General features: G+C 69.9%; 10 protein-coding genes and 2 pseudogenes. 8 read left to right on the plus strand and 4 right to left on the minus strand.

Annotation, left to right across the window (positions count from 1 at the left end):
* Positions 1-227: 227 nt before the first annotated feature.
* The 7 genes and pseudogenes from KQY30_RS01650 (at position 228) to KQY30_RS01680 (ending at position 11,176) form a co-directional block, all read left to right on the plus strand.
* Positions 228-3,260, plus strand: coding sequence for a DEAD/DEAH box helicase (locus KQY30_RS01650; RefSeq protein ID WP_217305215.1), 3,033 nt, complete (start codon positions 228-230; stop codon positions 3,258-3,260).
* Complete coding sequence (locus KQY30_RS01655) at positions 3,257-4,690, plus strand: SWF or SNF family helicase (protein WP_254406874.1); 1,434 nt, start codon at positions 3,257-3,259, stop codon at positions 4,688-4,690. The genes KQY30_RS01650 and KQY30_RS01655 overlap by 4 nt, the downstream gene beginning before the upstream one ends.
* Before the next feature lie 255 nt (positions 4,691-4,945).
* A pseudogene (locus KQY30_RS01660) lies at positions 4,946-6,487 on the plus strand (APC family permease); the annotation flags it as partial.
* A gap of 303 nt (positions 6,488-6,790) precedes the next feature.
* Positions 6,791-8,314 carry an aldehyde dehydrogenase family protein gene (locus KQY30_RS01665; RefSeq protein WP_217310669.1) on the plus strand — a complete coding sequence of 508 codons (1,524 nt, stop codon included), beginning with the start codon at positions 6,791-6,793 and terminating at the stop codon, positions 8,312-8,314.
* A gap of 1,205 nt (positions 8,315-9,519) precedes the next feature.
* Positions 9,520-9,915 carry a WD40 repeat domain-containing protein gene (locus KQY30_RS01670; RefSeq protein ID WP_217305216.1) on the plus strand — a complete coding sequence of 132 codons (396 nt, stop codon included), beginning with the start codon at positions 9,520-9,522 and terminating at the stop codon, positions 9,913-9,915.
* A gap of 263 nt (positions 9,916-10,178) precedes the next feature.
* The gene (locus tag KQY30_RS01675) at positions 10,179-10,688 is read left to right on the plus strand and encodes a hypothetical protein (protein WP_217305217.1); all 510 of its coding nucleotides are present in this window, start codon (positions 10,179-10,181) and stop codon (positions 10,686-10,688) included.
* A complete protein-coding gene (locus KQY30_RS01680; protein ID WP_217305218.1) occupies positions 10,676-11,176 on the plus strand; it encodes a transposase domain-containing protein in 501 nt (166 codons plus the stop codon). The genes KQY30_RS01675 and KQY30_RS01680 overlap by 13 nt, the downstream gene beginning before the upstream one ends.
* A 3-nt stretch (positions 11,177-11,179) precedes the next feature.
* On the opposite strand, the gene KQY30_RS01685 is transcribed toward KQY30_RS01680, so the two are convergent.
* The 3 genes and pseudogenes from KQY30_RS01685 to KQY30_RS01695 form a co-directional block, all read right to left on the minus strand.
* Positions 11,180-11,839 (minus strand): NADPH-dependent F420 reductase, encoded by a 660-nt coding sequence (locus KQY30_RS01685; RefSeq protein WP_217310670.1) that lies wholly within the window; start codon positions 11,837-11,839, stop codon positions 11,180-11,182.
* Between the two features lie 78 nt (positions 11,840-11,917).
* On the minus strand, positions 11,918-12,856 hold the full coding sequence (locus tag KQY30_RS01690; RefSeq protein WP_217305219.1) for an SDR family oxidoreductase: 939 nt from the start codon (positions 12,854-12,856) through the stop codon (positions 11,918-11,920).
* Between the two features lie 92 nt (positions 12,857-12,948).
* Positions 12,949-13,582 (minus strand): annotated as a pseudogene (locus KQY30_RS01695) (NADPH-dependent F420 reductase).
* Between the two features lie 268 nt (positions 13,583-13,850).
* Between KQY30_RS01695 and KQY30_RS01700 the strand changes: the two are divergent.
* On the plus strand, positions 13,851-14,762 hold the full coding sequence (locus KQY30_RS01700) for a LysR family transcriptional regulator (RefSeq protein ID WP_217305220.1): 912 nt from the start codon (positions 13,851-13,853) through the stop codon (positions 14,760-14,762).
* 564 nt (positions 14,763-15,326) lie between these two features.
* Here the strand turns inward: KQY30_RS01700 and KQY30_RS01705 are convergent.
* Positions 15,327-15,938, minus strand: coding sequence for a TetR/AcrR family transcriptional regulator (locus KQY30_RS01705; protein WP_217305221.1), 612 nt, complete (start codon positions 15,936-15,938; stop codon positions 15,327-15,329).
* Positions 15,939-16,028 lie beyond the last annotated feature (90 nt).

Consider the following 16,028-nt stretch of genomic DNA (forward strand, 5'->3'; position numbering starts at 1 on the left):
GTACGGGTAGGGAGCGTCGGCGACCATGCGGCCACCACCCGGAAGGGACGGCGGCCACCACCCGGAAGGTATGGGGGTTACCCGGGGGCCGACGGTGGTGCTGGCTACACCCGGCCGGTCTTGGCGTGAGTCGCGTCACGGTGGCGCCGCTCCCGCGTGGCTTCGCGGTGGGGTACCCTCGGCGGCTCCGACCCGCAGTAGTCAAACTTGAGGAATGCGTCTTCGCTGTGCACAGGCTCCCCGCGGCAACGCTCTCCCGGATCTCCGAACTCGCCCGCTGCTCCACGGTCTTTCTCCCCGCGGACCCGGCCCGTACCGGCCGGACAGCCCACTGGCATCCCGACGGCGCGGAGCCACCGTCCGCGCTGGGCTCCGTGGAGGAGTTGGCCGTCGTCGACACCTGCGGCCACCCTCTCACGGTCAGAGCACTGCTGATGCCCGTCTCCGCCTCGCTGCCGCTGCTCACCAGGGCCCGTACGCACGCGGATGCCTCGCCGTCGACGGCGTTCTGGGGCGGGGCCGCCCTGCTCGCGTTGCACCTCGCGGCGCGTGGACGGCTGCTGCCGGGGCTCACCGGTACGGACCATGACGCCTGGCGGGCCGGACCGCTGGCCTCGGAGGATCTGGAGCGGATCCGTGCGCTGGCCGCCGCGATGCCGCCGTCCGCGCATGCCGTCCCGCTCCCCGCGGTACAGCCGGGGCCGCTGATGCTGCCCGCGCCCGAAGGGGTGTTGCGGAATTTCCTGGACGCGGTCGTCGACACGCTGCCCCGTACGCCCGCCGCCGAACTCGCCGCCGCGGGGCCCGCGTTCACCGCCCCGTCCCCGCGCCGTTTTCCCGAACTGCGCGGCTGGGCCGCCGATGTGGCCGCCGGGCATGACGCGGGCGTACGGCTGTCGCTGCGTGTCGAGTTGCCGGGCCTCGCGGACGCCGCGCCGCCAGGCCCCGGACTCCCGGACGGCGCAGTGGATTTCGCGGGGGATTTCGCGCTGCCCGCCTTCCGTGCCGTACTCCAGATGCACAGCGCCGCGGACCCCACGGTCGTCGCCGACGCCGCCACCGTGTGGTCGGGTGCGGGTACGGGTACGGCGCGTAAGGGTGCGGGCGCAGGTTCCGCCGGTATCGGTACGGCCTTCGGCCCGCGTGCCCGGATGGACGCGTTGCTCGCCCTGCGCCGCGCCGCCCGCGCCTGGCCGCCGCTGGCCCCGCTGCTCTCGGCCGCCGTACCGGATGCCATCGAACTCGCCGACGAGGACATCACCGATCTGCTGGGCGAGGCGTCCACCGCGCTGGCCACGACCGGCGTCCAGGTGCACTGGCCCAGGGAGTTGGCCCGTACCCTGACGGCCCGCGCCGTCATAGGCCCTTCCGATACCAACACCGACACCGACGCTCGTACCGACACCGACGCCGACGCCCGTGCCGGCACCGACACCGACGCCCGTGCCGGCGCCCAGGGCAAGGGCGAGCACCGGACCGGTGGCGACCTGCCCGCCTTCCTCTCGGCCGACGCCCTTCTCTCCTTCAACTGGCGCTTCGCACTGGGCGATCAGCGCCTCACCCCCGCCGAGCTGGACCGCCTCGCCGAAGCCAACCGCCCCGTGGTCCGGCTGCGCGGCCAGTGGGTGCTCATCGATCCTGCCGAGGCCCGGCGCGCCAGGGACAGCCGCGACCGCAAGATCACTCCGCTCGACGCGCTCGGCGCCGTGCTGACCGGTTCCACCGAGGTCGAAGGACGCCGGGTCGAGGTCGAGGCGTCCGGCTGGCTGGCCCGGCTGCGCGACCGGCTCGCCGATCCCGAGCGGACCGACGGGGCGGAACAGGAGATCGGCGCACCCGCCGGGCTCGACGCGACACTGCGCGACTACCAGCTCCGCGGCCTCAACTGGCTCCACCGGATGACCTCGCTCGGTCTCGGCGGCTGTCTCGCCGACGACATGGGCCTCGGCAAGACCATCACCCTCATCGCGCTCCATCTCCACCGGCAGACCGACGCCTCGGCCGCGGGTCCGACCCTGGTGGTCTGCCCCGCGTCGCTCATGGGCAACTGGCAGCGGGAGATCGAACGGTTCGCGCCCGGTACACCCGTACGCCGCTTCCATGGCGCCACCCGCGGTCTGGAGGGCCTGACGGACGGCAAGTTCGTCCTCACCACCTACGGCACGATGCGGCTCGACGCGGCCAGGCTCGGCGGCACCGACTGGGGCATGGTCGTCGCGGACGAGGCACAGCACATCAAGAATCCGTACTCCGCCACCGCCAAGGCGCTGCGGACGATCGGCGCGCGGGCCAGGGTCGCGCTCTCCGGCACCCCGGTGGAGAACAACCTCTCCGAACTGTGGGCGATCCTCGACTGGACGACCCCCGGGCTCCTCGGCCGCCTCGGCACCTTCCGCACCCAGTACGCGCGGTCCGTCGAGAGCGGCGACGACCCGGCGGCGGCCGAGCGGCTCGCCGCGCTGGTCCGCCCGTTCCTGCTGCGCCGCCGCAAGTCCGATCCGGGCATCGCGCCGGAGCTGCCACCCAAGACGGAGACCGACCGGGCCGTCTCCCTCACCGCGGAGCAGGCGGGCCTGTACGAGGCGCTGGTACGGGAGACCCTCGCGGCGATCGGCGCGGCGGACGGGATGGAACGCCGCGGGCTGATCGTCAAACTGCTGACCGGTCTCAAGCAGATCTGCAACCATCCGGCGCAGTTCCTCAAGGAGGAGCAGCCGCGCATCGCGAACCGCTCCGGCAAGCTGGAGCTGCTGGACGAACTCCTCGGCACGATCCTCGCGGAGGGCTCGAGCGTGCTGGTCTTCACCCAGTACGTGCGGATGGCGCGGCTCCTCGAACAGCATCTCGCGGCGCGCGGAGTGCCGACGCAGTTTCTGCACGGAGGTACGCCGGTCGCCGAGCGCGAGGCGATGGTGGACCGGTTCCAGAACGGTGAAGTGCCGGTCTTCCTGCTGTCGTTGAAGGCGGCGGGCACCGGGCTCAATCTCACGCGGGCCGAGCATGTCGTCCACTTCGACCGCTGGTGGAACCCCGCGGTCGAAGCGCAGGCGACGGACCGCGCGTACCGCATCGGGCAGCACCGGCCCGTACAGGTGCACCGGATGATCGCCGAGGGCACGGTCGAGGACCGGATCGCCGGGATGCTCGCCCGTAAGAAGGAGCTGGCCGACGCGGTGCTGGGCTCCGGCGAGGCCGCACTGACCGAACTGACCGACGCCGAGCTGGCGGATCTGGTGGAGCTGCGAGGGGGCGCGCGATGAGCGGTACGGACGGCAGGAACGGCCGGGGCGGCAGGGGCGGTCGGGATGACGGGAATGGCTGGGACGACGGGGACAGCCAGGGCAGTGGGGACGGCAGGAATGGCTGGGACGGTGGGGACAGCCGGGGCAGTGGGGACAGCCGGGGCGACATCGAACGGACCTTCGCTGCGCCCGCGCCCGTGCGGGGCCGCGGTTTCGCACACACATGGTGGGGCCGGGCCTGGCTGAAGGCGCTGGAGGAGACCGCGCTCGACGGCGAGCCGCTGACGAAGGGGCGCAGGCAGGCCCGCGCGGGCGCCGTCGGCGCGGTGTCCGTACGGCCGGGACGGATCACCGCGGTCGTCCAGGACCGGGACGGCAGCGCCTACCGCAGCGATGTGCTGTGGCAGCCGCTGAGCGAGGACGAGTGGGACCGCTTCCTGGACATGGCGGTGGACCGGGCGGGCCATATCGCGGCGCTGCTGGACCGGGAGATGCCGCCGCACCTGGTCGAGGACGCGGCGGCGGCCGGAGTCGAACTGCTTCCCGGAATCGGTGACTTGGAGCCCGAGTGCGGCTGTGAGGCATGGGACCACTGCGCGCATTCGGCGGCGCTCTGCTACCAGATGGCGCGGCTGCTGGACCAGGATCCGTTCGTCCTGCTGCTGATGCGGGGCAGGGGCGAGCGCCGGCTGCTGGACGAACTCCAGGTGCGCAGTGTGGCGCGGGCGTCCCGGACCGCCGGTGCGGACGGGGAGGCGGCGGACGCCGAGGCACCGGCTCCCGAGGCCTCGGGGGTGCCCGCGGAGGCGGCCTTCGCGGTACGGGACAGCCTGCCGCCGCTGCCCGCTCCCCCGCCGCTACCCGGGGAGCCGGGGCAGGCCCCGGCCCTCGACACCGACACGGATCCGGCGGGCGGGGCGGACGCGGACGCGCTGGAGTTCCTGGCGGCCGACGCGGCGGCGCGGGCGCTGCGGATGCTGTCCGAGGCACTGGCACCGGGGCATGAACATCAGCCATTGGAGACCGAGTTGACGGTACATCAGGATGCTGTCCGGCTCGCGGCAGCCACCTCCGACACCCGGCTCCTCGCCCGCCTCGCCTCCAACACCGGCCGGGAGCGCGCCGAGCTGGACCGCGCCGTACAGGCCTGGCGGTACGGCGGCGCGGCGGGCCTCGCCGTACTGGAGGAGGAGTGGACCCCGGAACCCGAGGCCCTCACACGGGCGGAAGCCGCTCTCCACTCGGCCTGGGAGGACGACGACCGCCCTCGTCTGCTGCCCCTGGGCGGTGCGCGCTGGTCCCTCGCCGACACACCGGCCCAACTGCGCTACGCCCCCGACGGCCGCTGGTGGCCCTACCGCGAGACGCCTGACGGCCACTGGACCCCGGCGGGCCCACCGGACCAGGACCCTGCGGCGGCCCTGGCGGAGGTGTCGGCCGAGGGATGACGGCTAAGGGGTGACGATCGAGGGGTGACGGCGGCGGTACCGCCCGCGCGCCGGCCGGGTCTGGCCGACGGAGGCTCTTGTCGGGCGGCGTGGGTGCGGTGACGATGAGCGGATCCGGCCGGTCGCGTGCCCCGCCCGCTCCGCTCGCGGTGCGGACCCGCCCCGTGCTCATTACTGTCGGTACCGGAGAACTACGGTACGTGTCCGAGCCGGGCCGGACCGCGTCGTGTGCTGTCCGGAACCGGAGGAGCCGTCATGCCTGAGCTGTCGCTCGGACAGCAGAGCAGGGACCACAGGGGCAACCAGGACAACAGGGAAACCAGGGACGCCGGCAATGCCGGAGACTCCAGGGATGCCGGGGGCGCCAGGGATGCGGGGGACTCCAGCGATGCCAGGGGCAACGAGGAGGCGGCCAAGTCCTCTGGCGTCACACCTGAGTTGACCCGTACCCTCTGTCTCTTTCTCCTCTTCCCCCTCGGTGTCGCCTTCGCCGGGTCCGGCCACTGGTGGGCCTGGCCGCTGGTGTTTCTCGGTCAGCTCATGGTGGCGCTGTGCTTCTGCGAGCTGGCCGCCCGCCATCCCGCCGCCGGTTCGGTCCACCACTGGTCCACGGCGCTCGGCGGATCGCGCACCGGCCGGCTCGGCGGCTGGGCCGCGCTCGCGGCAGCCGTGTTCGCGCTCACCGCGGCGGCTCTCGCGTATCAGATCGCGTTGCCGCCGATCTCGGACTTCTTCCAGTTCGTCGGGAACGGTACGGGGCGTAACGACGCGGCGGAGAACGCCGTACTGCTGGGCTCGGTCCTGATCCTCTTCACCACGCTCGTCCATGCCTTCGGGACGGGGCTGATGTCCCGGATCAGTTCCGCCGGAGTGGTGGTCGAACTGGTTGCCGCCCTCACCCTGGTCGGGCTGCTGGCCGCGTACCTCACCCATGGGCCGGGGGCGACCACCCGGACGGAAGGGTTCGACGTCGGCCAGTCGCTCGGGCATGCGGGTGCGCTGCTGACGGCCGCGCTCGCTGCCGCGTATCTGCTGTACGGATCCGGTACGGCGTCCGCGTCCGACGAGGAGCCGCACGGCTCGGGCCCCTCCCCCAGCGTAAGGGGCGCGATTCTCCGGCCGCTCGTGGCCGTCTTCCTGGCCGGCGGGCTCGTACTCCTTTACGCGCTGCTGTCCGTGCCCGAGCTGCGTTCCATGAGGCTGTCCGAGGGCGGCCTCCGCTTTGTCGTGCTCTCTCCCCTCGGTCCGGACATCGGCGAGATCGTGCTGTGGTGCGTGATCATCGCCGTCACGCTCTGCGCGCTGGCTGTGCACGCGGCCGCGATCCGGCTGACGGTCGCACTGGCCCGTGAGAACGCCCTTCCCTCGTCCGCGCGTCTCGCCCGGATCAGCCCGCGCTCCGGGACTCCGGTGACCGCGGCGGCCGTCACCGGTCTGCTCGCCGTCGTGATCCTCGCGGTCAATGCCCAGCAGCCCCGGATCTTCCCGGTGCTGAGCAGCATCGCGGTCATCGTGATCCAGCTCGCCTGTCTGCTGGTCACAGTCCCCCTGCTGGTCCGGCGGCTGCGCGGCACCTGGCGGCCGGCCGAGGGGCGGTCCTCGGGCGATCAGACCGGCGGGCGGTCCCGGGGTGATCAGACCGAGGGGCGGTCCCCGGGCGATGAGGCCTTCTCGCTCGGCCGGTTCGGGCTGCCCGTCAATCTGCTGGCGGTGCTGTGGGGGCTCGGCATGACGGTCAATCTCGCCTGGCCGCGCTCCGAGGTGTACGACGCGGTGCCGCCGTTCCACTGGTATCTGCGCTGGGGCGGGGTCCTGTTCGTCGCCGTCGTCGTCACCGGCGTCTGTACGTACTACTGGCTCGTCCGGCGCGAGCACGCCAACGAGCCCACGGCTGCCGCCCCGACCGCAGGCGGCACACTGCCCGCCGCCGACGGACCACCTGGCGCCGGCGCACCGCCCACCGCCGGGGCGCCCGCCGTACCACACCCCACGTCCGAACTGCCGCGACCGCAGCAACCCGTTCGCACCGTACCCGTTCCCACTGTCGAATCCGCGGCGTCCGACAGCGGGCGGCGCGACAACAACCGGGAGGCCACAGACATGACCTGTTACGCAGCGCCGGGCAGCGAGGGCGCGATCGTCTCGTACGCACCGCGCTACGACCACTGGATCGGCGGGGAGTACGTCCCGCCGGCGCGCGGCCAGTACTTCGAGAACCCGAGCCCGGTCAACGGCCGCGCCTTCACCGAGATGGCCCGCGGTACGGCCGACGACGTCGAGCGCGCGCTGGACGCGGCGCACGGCGCGGCGCCGGGCTGGGCGCGGACCCCGGTGTCGGAGCGCGCCAACGTGCTCAACCGGATCGCGCACCGGATGGAGGAGCATCTGGAGGAGCTGGCGGTCGCGGAGAGCTGGGAGAACGGCAAGCCGGTTCGGGAGACCCTCGCCGCCGACATCCCGCTGGCGATCGACCACTTCAGGTATTTCGCGGGTGCGCTGCGAGCCCAGGAGGGCTCGCTCAGCCAGCTCGACGAGGACACCGTCGCGTACCACTTCCACGAGCCGCTCGGAGTGGTGGCGCAGATCATCCCGTGGAACTTCCCGATCCTGATGGCGACCTGGAAGCTGGCGCCAGCGCTGGCCGCAGGGAACACCGTCGTACTGAAGCCGGCCGAACAGACCCCTGCCTCGGTCCACTTGTGGATGGGTCTGATCGCGGATCTGCTGCCGCCGGGTGTCGTCAATATCGTGAACGGTTTCGGCACCGAGGCGGGCAAGCCGCTGGCGTCGAGCCCGCGTGTGGCCAAGATCGCGTTCACCGGCGAGACCGCGACGGGGCGGCTGATCATGCAGTACGCCTCGGAGAATCTGAAGCCGGTCACCCTGGAACTGGGCGGGAAGAGCCCGAATCTCTTCTTCGACGACGTCTGGGCCGCGGACGACGACTTCCGCGACAAGGCACTCGAAGGCTTCACCATGTTCGCGCTCAACCAGGGCGAGGTGTGCACCTGTCCGTCACGGGCGCTGATCCAGGACGGGCACTACAGCGAATTCCTGGAGGCGGGCGTGGCCCGCACCGAGGCGATCGTGGCGGGCAACCCGCTGGATACGGAGACGATGATCGGCGCCCAGGTCTCCAACGGCCAACTGGAGAAGATCCTTTCGTATCTGGACATCGGGCAGCAGGAGGGCGCGAAGACCCTGACGGGCGGTGAGCGGATCGAGTACGACGGCGAACTGGCCGGCGGCTACTACGTCCAGCCCACCATCTTCCAGGGCAACAACCGGATGCGGATCTTCCAGGAGGAGATCTTCGGCCCGGTGCTCGCGGTGACCTCGTTCAGCGACTTCGACGACGCGGTCAAAACGGCGAACGACACCTCGTACGGCCTCGGCGCGGGCGTCTGGACCCGCGACATGAACACCGCCTACCGCGCGGGCCGCGCAATCCAGGCCGGCCGCGTCTGGACCAACTGCTACCACACCTACCCGGCCCACGCGGCCTTCGGCGGCTACAAGCAGTCGGGCATCGGCCGAGAGACACACCGGATGATGCTGGACCACTACCAGCAGACGAAGAATCTCCTGGTGTCGTACTCGCCGAAGAAGCTGGGCTTCTTCTAGACACAGAAAAAGGGCGCCTGACCAGGGCAGATGCCCGGCAGGCGCCCTTCTCGGCGCAACTCTAAGCAGCGAGTCGAAACACGCCCTTACTCCCGATATCTCCCACCCGTATCCCAGCTCTGACCAGCAGTTCCGGGGCATTTCCGGGCCAGGGTCCTGCTAAGGCGCTCTCCGCATCGTCATCGTCCGTGGCCTCCTCCCATCGCCGCATGGAGTCCTCGATCAGGGTGTTGGCGTGATTCCGCGCTTCAGCCAGGAACTTGGCGTAGTAGCGGAAGAGGACCTGGATGCTCTGTCCAGCCCGGCGCGCACACTCCGCAGGGTCGACGGCGGAGGCCAACCAGAACGAGATGCCGACGTGACGCAGGTCGTAGGGACGCTTCGCCAGGTCAAGGGCGTGCTCGTCAAGCGTAAGAACAGCCTCACGCGCTCGCCTCCAGGCCGCACGCTCGCCACCGGCAGCGCAGGACCGATGACGCGGTACGGCTGTGGGACGTGACCTCACCCGGCCACACGACCCTTCACCGCCCCAAAAACAGCCAAATACAAGCCCTCGCATTCAGTCCCGACGGACACGAACTGGTCGCCAGCAGCGAAGACAGAAACCAGGCCACCCATACGAACACCACAAGGATCTGGAACCTGGCAACCGGCAGGACACACGCCTACTCCACCCGGCACACCGGCATTCGCACCTCGCTCGCCATCAGCCCGGACGCACGCACCATAGCCGCCGTCAGGCCCACCTCATCCACAACGGGCAACTCGGTTCGCTTGTCGGACCTGAACGGCGCCCGCAGACGAAACGCCCCCCTCTCCGACAACGAACTCGGCGTAGGCAACTTGGTGTTCAACCCCAACGGGAACACCGTGGCCTTCGTCCTCACTCAAGGCATGGTCGGCTTGTGGAACACCACCACCAACAGCCTCGCACGCCTCGTCACCGGCCGCACCAACCCAACCCAGTCCGTGGGCTCACTGGCCTTCAGCCCCGACGCACAGACCCTCGCCGTAGACACGTCCCCGTCCACCATCCAGCTCTGGAACACCCGCACTGGCACCCTCACGACCACACTGAACGCCGAGCAGGAAACCCCGACCGAGGAGGACAGCCCCTTCGGGTGGGAGCAGACACTGGCTTTCAGCCCGGACGGCACAACGCTGGCCAGCGCCGATTTCACCGAGGCCGACGGTGCGACACACCTTTGGAACACCACCACCGGCCGTCGGACTCTCAGCATCAGCAGCCCCGGGTATCCTCACTCGCCTTCAGCCCGGACGGCCGCACCCTCGCCACCTCCGGCGACAACACCAGCCCCGTGCGGCTGTGGGATACCGCCACCGGCTTTCCGCAAGCCACCTACGACGGCCACACCTCAGGCGTGCTGGCTCTCACCTTCAGCCCCGACGGACACACCCTCGCCACCGGCGGCCGCGACGGCACAATCCGTCTGTGGAAGACAGGCCAGACCAGCCCCGCCCACACCATCCAGAAAATCTGCCAGGCAGTCCGCCGCGACCTCACACCCGAAGAACAAGCGGCGCACCTGCCAGGCCGATCGCCACGCCCCATCTGTTCGGCCGACACCGATGCCGGGTGACGATGAGCGCGGCCAGGGCGTTGACGACGTACATGTCCGCGTCGACGGACGGGAAGGCGACCTCGCTGTAGCCCCGCTCACCGGGGTGGGACCCTCCACCTGCGGCCGCAGAGTTCTCAGCCGGTTCGAGGATGGCGACACACTCCACGTGGTGCGTCATCGAAAAGATGTCGGCCTGAGCGGGTCTCAGAAAAGACCAGGTCAGAGCCCATTTCTCGGCTCGCTGTCCCGCATGCGGGCGCCCCGAGCGTCATACGAGCGTCATGACCAATAATCCGCCCCTCCCCTTCGGGGCGGAACCGGCCGACACGACCAGCTCCGCCTGCACGAGCCCGCCTGCGCTTACCCCGGACACCTGCTCGCACATCATGACCCAGCGCCACTTCCCCGGTCGCCATAATGAAGCCATACCCTCCAGCCCACAGCACCCCGCACCCGCGCCGAGGGACCTCTCGGGAGCGGACGCCGAGGACCTCGCGCTGTACCGGGAAACGTTCCGACGGCGCCTGCCGGAGTCGCTGGACGAGTTGCGAAGCCCCACTCAGGGGGTCGTCGAGTTGCCGCTGTACATGGCCTGGTCAGGGATGACCTTGTACTACATGGCCAAGCCTCACCAGCGCATGGGCCTGTATCGCACCGTCCTGCACGACGACCTGCCCCACTACCTCAACCAGGATCTACTCCTCCAGATGTGGCCGGTGCTGCGCACCCCCGTCGGCCGCACCGTGCGCACCGTGTGGGAAAACACGTTCCCCCAGTCTTGCGCGCGCTGACCGAAAAACTGCGGCACCTGCCGGGCCTGTGCGCCCAGCGTCTGCCCACGAGTTCGGCACTGACACGGGCCCGGCAGCGGCCGGGTGACAAACCACTGCAGGCGCTGTTCGAGCGGCGGTGCGGCACGCTGGCCGCCACCGCCACGGCCACCGCGTTCGCCTTCGGACTGCGGCTGGTGGCCTGGGACGGCACCGCGCTGGACGTCCCCGACACCCCGGCAAAGGCCGCCCGGTTCGAGTTCACAGGCAAAGGCGGCGTCAACCAGAGCGGACACCCGCAGGTCTGCCTGATGGCGCGGGTGCGGCACGCATGCCCTGATCGATGCGGCCTTCGACTCCGTGGCGTCGAACCTGACTCCGCGCGACGAGACGCAGGGACAATTCCTTCGCTGGATTCAACGCCTTTGCATGCGAAGTATGCCCCCGCCCAATATCCTCCGGGCGGGGGCATGGCACGGCCGGACCACATCACGGTCCGCGATAATTGACGGTTAGCGCGTTGCGGTGGCCAGTGCCGCGCGGATGGCGTCCTTGCCGACCGGCTGGCCCTTCTCGTTCGCGTACGGCCCGTACGGTGTTCCCCACACCGGCGTGCCCGTCGCCTGCCGCCAGCTGTCGGCCAGCGTTCCCACGTCCACCACGCTGTAGCCGATGGAGTCGATGAATTCGGTCACCGCCGCCTTCGCCGGTGCGGAGTCCCCGGCGATCGGCAGGTAGGAGCGGTCGGCCGCCCCTGCCGGGCGGGCGAGTGACAGCAGGTGCTTGAAGAAGATGTTGTTGAACGCCTTTACGAGCAGGGCGTCGGGGACGTACCGCAGAAGCAGCTCGCTTGAGGTGAGGGACTTGCTGTCGAGCTCGGGGACGTGCCCGTCACGCTCGGGGCCGTAGTTGCAGGTGTCGATGACCGTCTTCCCGGCCAGTGGCGCGTCGGGCAGGTGGGGGAAGGCGCTGACCGGCACCGTGACCACGACAATGCCACCGGCCGCCGCGGCCTCTTCGCTCGTCGCTGCGGACGCCCGCGGCCCCAGTTCCTCGGCCGTGTCCACGAGCGTTTCGGGACCGCGCGAGTTGCTGAGCACCACCTGGTGCCCGGCCCCGACAGCGAGTCGCGCGAGGGTCCTGCCGATGCTTCCGCTTCCGATAAATCCCACAGTCGTCATAATGTCAACGTCCTTCAGAAGAGCCGAACTTGCCGGTTGCCGGGCTCGTTACAATCCGGGTTCCTGCCGTCAGCTGGCGGGGAAGTAATGGCCGTTGTCCAGATTGGCGAGCAGGCCGGGCTGGGCGGGTTCCCAGCCGAGGGTCCGGCGGGTGATGAGGTTGGACGCCGGGTAGCTCTGCGTGACGATATTCGTGAGGAACCCGAAGTACCCCGGCGTCATCAGGGCATCGTTGGGAACGCTCACGGCAGGCAGACCCAGGCGGCTGGCGATGGCTTCGGCGATCTCGCGGAACGGGATGGCCCCGTCCCCGACCGCGTGCCAGTATCGGCCGGCCGGCCCCTTCTCCAGCGCCAGGCGGAACAAGGGGGCGGCATCGCGGATGTGCACGGCGTTCCACAGGTTCGCGCCGTCGCCGTGGTAGCCGACGAACCCCTTTTCCTTCGCGAGCGCGATCAGCGTGGGGAGGAAGCCGACACGATCGGTCGTGCTGTGCGCGATGTTGGCGATCCGCACGACCGAAGACCGCACCCCCTGCTCGGCGAGGTCGACTACGGCCCTTTCCACGACGTTGCGGATCCGCAGGGTGCCTTTGTGCTCCTCGCCGGCGGGGAGAGCCGGGTCCTCCTCGGTGGCCGGCCGGCCCAGGTGCTGCCCGGGTGAGCCAATGCTCCCCGCCGTGACCAGGGGCTTTCCGGTTCCCGCCAGTGCCTCGCCGTACGCGAGCATGATCGGGAGCTCCGCAGCGGCCACGGCGTCCATCCCGCCGGAGGGCAGCAGATCCTGCCTGTGCGCGACGTGGATGACGCCATCGGAGCCCGAGGCTGCCTCCTTGAGCCCGTCGAGATCCTGAAGGTCGCCGCGACGCACCTTCGCGCCGAACGCGGACAAGACCGCCGCGGAAGCGTCCGACCGGGCCAGGCCGGTGACCTCGTGCCCGGCGGCGATGAGCTCGGGGATGATGTACGAACCGGAATGGCCGGTCCCCCCGGCGACGAATACGCGCATCTGACTGTCCTTGTGAGGGTAGGTGCAGGGTCTTCCCGTGCCGTAAGTGAACTGGCGTGACGCGGCACGAGAGATAGTGGTAGGGGGTTTGCTCAGCCGATAAGTGTGATGCCGAGGGAGAAATTGGTGTGCTTGACGGAGTGGTTCATGAGGCCCAGCTCCAGCAGGCCGACGTTCTCCAGTGCCCGCGCCATGAACAGTGCCCCGGTGTCCCAGGGGCGCAGCCCCAGGCTCTCGACGAACGCCGACACGCGTGCCTTCGCCTGCGCGTCGTCGCCGGCGATGAACACGTCCAGAGGGCGGTCCTCAGCCGGGCCGGCCGCCAGAACGTGGGAGAACACAGTGTTGAACGCCTTGACGACATGCGCGTCGTCGGGAGCGGCCTTGGCGATCTCCTGCGCGCCGGAACTGCCGTCGGGGACGGCGAAGCCCTGCAGGTCAGGGGCTACGGGGTTGGTGATGTCAACGATGATCTTGCCGCGCAGTGCGTCCCCGTACTCCCTCACCACCGTTGCGGCGCCGGCGTACGGCACGGCGAGGACAACGATGTCCCCCGGCGGGAACCGTGCCGCCCGTCCCGACCGTGGCACCACCGAGCGCAGCGGCCAATTCCTTGGCCTTGGTCTGGTCGCGGCCGATGATCTCAACGGCGTTACCGCCGCCGAGCGCCCGGCCGGCCAGGGCGCGGGCCACGTTTCCCAGGCCGATAATGCTGATGCTGCTCATGGAGTTCCTGCTTTCTGGAGCTGGATAGGACGCGATGCCCACCCCGTCGTTGTTAACGGTTGTGTCGTCGACGCCGTCGAATGGCGCGATGGGGGCGTTCCATTCCTGATGTGCTCATTCTGGGCTTGGGCCAACCGATATCGAATTCTTGTGCCGAATTCGCTCGGACCATTAGGTGCTTATTCAGGTTGCCATTGACCTGAGTGGGCGTCCAAGACTTCTTTCAACCGTGGTGATACCCTGGAGGCATCACCAGCTGGGAGGTGCCATGGATCTGGACCTGCGCAAACTGCGCTACTTCGTCGCCGTGGCCGACCAGTTGCACTTCGGCCGCGCCGCCGATGAGCTTCACATCGCACAGCCGGTGCTCAGCCGGCAGATCCGTGCGCTCGAGCAGGATCTCGGCGCCTCGCTGTTCACCAGGGATCGCCACGGCGTAGAGCTGACAGATGCGGGCCGGCAACTGCTGGCCGACGCCGGTCCGCTGCTCGCCTCAACCCACGCGGTCCGCCGCCGGGTGTCCGCGGCCGCCGGCGGCAGGCGGCGGCTGATGGTCGGTTTCCGGGCCGGCGTTGCAGTCACCCCGGCGGCCCGTGCGTTCGAGGACCGGCACCCGGACGTGGTCGTGGACGTGCAGCGGATCGAAGGGGACGACCAGGCCGCGATGCTGCTCGACGGCCGCATCGACGTCGGCTACGTGCGGCTGCCCATCGACGAGGCCGGCCTGCGCGTCACCCCGCTGTACACCGAGCCGCGGGTAGCGGTACTGCCCGCCGGACACCGGCTTGCCGGCAGGGAGCAGGTCACCGAGGCCGACCTGGCCGGCGAACCGCTGGTCTGGCACGGTGACCCGAACACGCAGCCCACCAAGCACCCGCTCCCCAATGCCGGGTACCCGGTGCGCGGGGTGGACGAGACGCTCGCGCACGTCGCGGCCGGACGGGGCATCTCCTTCCTGGCCCGTTCGGCGTCCGTGTTCTACTCGCATCCGGACGTCGTCTATGTGCCCATCCCGGATCTGGCTCCCGACCAGGTGTGCCTCGCGGTGGCGGCATCTCACACCTCGCCGGTAGTAGATGACTTCGTCACTGCGGCTCAGTCGACGGCCGAGATTACGGCAGAATGCGGGAACTACGAGATGTGGCAGCTTGGTGGCGATGTCGCCTCACGGCACGCTTGAGCAGTTCGGCTGACCCCCGTTCATCATGCGCTGGGAAGTGACGTGGCCTGGTGCTGTTGCGGCCGACCTCCTAGCCGGTTCCGTTCTTCGGCCAGCAGTTGTCTGAGGGCCCCGAAGCACCTGAGACCGACTGGAAGTACGTGCTGCGGACGCGGCTCACGTCGGCTGATCGCCCTGTCGTCGGAGCGGAGCCGTTCACCAACAGTCTGCCGTTCGTAGCGTCGAGAGTCGGTCCCTGGGATCCAGAACCCGACGGTGGGTTCCAGCCGGACGTGTTGGCTGCCCGCCTGTTGGCCTTCGTTTCGGGCTGGCGTGGACCAGGTGGGGGCCGCTCACTGATGATCAGCGTGAATGGCTCAGCTGGCTCGGTCCAGAAGTCAACGCAGTCCTGCCCCGCGAGGAGAGCGCCGCGGTGGAGTGGATGAAGGGGGTGGCAGTCTCCGGCTCGTAGAGGTTCTGAAGCCTTCGGGGGGTGCCGGTCTCCCCAGCGGCTTCTGGCGTCGCGTACCAGCGGGTGCAGCCACGCGACCGGCAGCGTGTCCAGCCCGGCCGTGGAGTGCCAAGTCAGCTTGGCACTTCCTCGCGTCGCCGGTCGTCGTCGGCTGTGGCGGGGATGGCGTTGTCGATGAGGACGGCGGCGATGGCGGCGGCGGTGGGAAAGGCGTCCGCGTTGAGGACCCGGGTGCGGGCCGCGGCGCCGTCGATGAGCAGCGCGAGCTGCTCGCCGAGCTGTTCGGGGTCGGCGGCGCCGGCTTCGCGGGCGGTGTCGGCGAGCCGCGCGGCGACGGCTTTCTTGTACTCGCGTGCGTACTGGGACGCGGGGTGCTGGGGGTCGTGGAGTTCGACGGCGGCGCCGATGTAGGGGCACAGGGGGGTGGTGGGGGGGATGTCGAAGGCGGCGAGGAGCCGTTCGCGGGGCGTGAGGTCGGTGCGGTCGAACACGCCGGACAGAACGGAGGGGTCGAACCGGCGCAGGTACTCGGCGACGAGTTCGTCCTTGCCGGTGAAGTGCTGATAGGCCGTGCGCTTGGACACCTGGGCCGCCGCGCAGAGCTGGTCCATGCCGGTGCGGTTGATGCCCTGCTCGCGGAACAGCTGCTGGGACGCGCTGAGGATGCGTTCGCGGGCGCCCCGGCCGCGGCGGCGGCCCGTGGGGCCCTTCTCCAACTCCGTCATGGCTTCATCCTACCGCAGCTAGGTAACGACCGGTGTACATAGTTGCGCCCCGGCCGGGCGCCCCGTACCGTAAGCACACAGGGCGGTGTA

This window comes from Streptomyces sp. GMY02, assembly GCF_019056675.1.
GTDB classification, from domain to species: Bacteria; Actinomycetota; Actinomycetes; order Streptomycetales; family Streptomycetaceae; genus Streptomyces; species Streptomyces odonnellii.